Below are 2,777 nucleotides of genomic sequence, written 5' to 3'. Positions count from 1 at the left end.
CTTCACCAGCTGGTGTTGGGTTGATAGCTGTGACAAGGACAAGTTTACCTGGTTTATTTTCTTGAACAGATTTGATTTTATCAAATGATAATTTTGCTTTATATTTACCATAGAGTTCAATATCATCAAATGTGATACCAACTTTTTCAACAACTTCTGTGATTGGTTTAAGCTCAACACTTTGTGCAATTTCGATATCTGATTTCACGGGGACTCTCCTCTGATATTTTTTGATTGATAAAAACATTATAACACACTTTTTCAAAAACGCACGATATTTATTAAAATAATTATTATTGTTCGTGTTTTACCGATGCAAAACAATTATTTTTATCAATAGTTATAGTTATTCCTTATAACCAAGAATATTTCATAAACTGTGAAAACATGGGCAATTGAGTGATTATCTGGTTTTATAATCATTATTGAAGACATTTGTTTTATCAATCAAAGTTTAAAAGCGAAATATCTGATATTATTCGCTTTTTACTCTATTAAATCTTTAAAAAATATTTTTTCAAACCAAAAACATATTAAACAATTTACGAAAAAAACGTTTTTGTGTAAAATAAGGCTATGAAAATTTTAATTACATCCGGTGGAACCACCGAAAAAATAGATTCCGTTCGTGGCATTACCAATCACGCTACAGGATCCTTAGGAAAACATATTGCAGAAATTTTTTTAGAAAAAGGTTATCAAGTTACTTTGGTGACAACTAAAGAAGCTGTTAAACCAGTAGACCATCCGTTACTAACAGTACATACTATTACGAATGTTGATAGTTTGCTAAAAACACTTGAACCACTTGTCAAAACGCACGACGTCTTTATTCATAGCATGGCAGTATCTGACTACACACCTGTTTATATGACAGATCTTAATGAAGTTGAACAGGCCGAACACGTTTCAGATTTGCTAAATCGTCAAAATACAGAATCTAAGATTTCTTCTAAAGAAGACTACCAAGTGCTTTTTCTGAAAAAAACACCAAAAGTGATTTCTTTGGTAAAAACGTGGAATCCAGATATTGCTCTAATCGGCTTTAAATTATTGGTTGGTGTCAGCAAAGAGGAACTTTTTGCTGTTGCGCGTGAGAGCTTGCAAAAAAACAAAGCACGATACATCGTTGCAAATGATTTGACAGAGATTGATGGAAATCACCATCACGCTTACATGTTAGATGAGTCAAATGTTTATGAAGCTGATACTAAAGAAAGTATTGCTAGCTTAATTTTTGAAAGAGTGACCAATCATGACTAAAACGATTTTACTTGCTGTTTCAGGTAGTATCTCTGCCTATAAAGCAGCAGATTTAACTAATCAATTAACGAAACAAGGCTACAATGTTCATGTTTTAATGACAAAAGCTGCTACTGATTTTATTACGCCACTAACACTTCAAGTGCTATCAAAAAATGCTGTTCACCTTGATGTAATGACAGAAAATGATCCTAAAAGTGTTAATCATATCGAGTTAGCAAAAAAAGCAGATTTATTTGTCCTTGCCCCTGCTTCAGCTAATACTTTAGCAAAACTAGCACACGGTATGGCTGATAATATGGTTACAGCTACTGCTCTTGCTTTGCCAGCCGATACACCAAAATTAATCGCGCCAGCTATGAACACAAAAATGTACGAAAATCCACTCACACAGCGTAATCTAGCTATATTAAAAGAAGTTGGCTTTGAAGAAATCGAGCCTCGTTCAAGTTTATTAGCCTGTGGAGATATTGCGCGCGGTGCGCTAGCTGAGCTTGACGCCATCATTGAACGTATAGAAAAAAATCTTTAAATTTTACTCTTGTCAAGACACTTGTAAATTTGTATAATGTATTGGGCTTTTGAAAGAAAAGTCGAAAAAAGTCGTCCTTTAGGAGGAGTTATGAAAAACAATAAAGCAGCAAGTAATATTGCTACAGTTGCAATTTTCTTTGCTATCATGCTTGTTATTAATTTTTTAACAAGTCTTGTCTTTAACCTTTGGCCTGTGCCAATCAAACCAACCCTTGTTCATGTTCCAGTAATCATTGCTTCTATTGTTTACGGACCGAGAATTGGTGCCACACTCGGTGCTTTAATGGGGGTTATCAGTGTCACAGTCAATACTTTGACTCTATTACCAACAAGTTATCTTTTCTCTCCATTTGTTGAGAATGGTAATCTTTCATCACTGATTATTGCTATGGTGCCACGTATCTTGATTGGTATCACACCATATTTTGTTTACAAATGGCTTCACAATAAATTTGGTATTGTTATCGCCGGTGCGATTGGCTCAATGACAAATACAATTTTTGTTTTAGGAGGCATCTTCTTACTTTTTGCTAACGTATATAGCGGAGACATTAAAGCGCTTCTTGCTGTTGTTTTCGGAACAAACGCAATTGCAGAAATGATTATTTCAGCAATTTTGACACTTGCAATTGTTCCAAGATTACAGAAAATCAAATCATAAATAATGAAAATCACGGGAAAACCGTGGTTTTTTTAATGACATGAAGTAAAAAACTTGGTTAATTTTTACCTAACACAAACGTTTGCGTAACTTACAAAAAATGCTTAGAAAGCTTGATTTAACAATATTTTCACCAATATTAAATTTTTACTAGAAAAATAATTTACAAAGTGGTATAATGAAAGCGTTTATAAGATCATAAAAAGGAGTTCCATTAATGACTTACACTGAAAACTATCAAAAATGGCTCGATTTTGCGGGGCTTCCCAACTATCTCCGTGAAGAATTGTTAGCCATGGACGAAAAGACAAAAGAAGAT

4 protein-coding genes are annotated in these 2,777 nt (G+C 33.6%); 3 read left to right on the top strand and 1 reads right to left on the bottom strand.

Translation table 11 applies throughout. The features are described from left to right. Window positions 1–208 (bottom strand): formate--tetrahydrofolate ligase (locus tag B4D49_RS04790; RefSeq protein WP_286783409.1); only part of this gene is annotated, 208 nt, incomplete at its 3' end. 368 nt (window positions 209–576) lie between these two features. On the opposite strand from B4D49_RS04790, the gene B4D49_RS04785 reads away from it, so the two are divergent. The 3 genes from B4D49_RS04785 to B4D49_RS04775 all read left to right on the top strand — a co-directional run bounded on the left by B4D49_RS04785 (window position 577) and on the right by B4D49_RS04775 (window position 2,458). After that, a complete protein-coding gene (locus tag B4D49_RS04785) occupies window positions 577–1,263 on the top strand; it encodes a phosphopantothenate--cysteine ligase (protein WP_286783408.1) in 687 nt (228 codons plus the stop codon). Next, a complete protein-coding gene (gene coaC, locus B4D49_RS04780) occupies window positions 1,256–1,795 on the top strand; it encodes a phosphopantothenoylcysteine decarboxylase (protein ID WP_286783407.1) in 540 nt (179 codons plus the stop codon). Before B4D49_RS04785 ends, coaC begins: the two co-directional genes overlap by 8 nt. 90 nt (window positions 1,796–1,885) lie before the next feature. Then, a complete protein-coding gene (locus tag B4D49_RS04775; protein WP_074481765.1) occupies window positions 1,886–2,458 on the top strand; it encodes an ECF transporter S component in 573 nt (190 codons plus the stop codon). Window positions 2,459–2,777 lie beyond the last annotated feature (319 nt).

Origin of the sequence: Streptococcus sp. UBA4344 (assembly GCF_002393675.1) — a bacterium.
In the GTDB taxonomy this organism is placed as follows: domain Bacteria; phylum Bacillota; class Bacilli; order Lactobacillales; family Streptococcaceae; genus Streptococcus; species Streptococcus vicugnae.
Note: the sequence above shows the minus strand (reverse complement) of the source record. Positions and strands in the feature narration are given on the sequence as shown.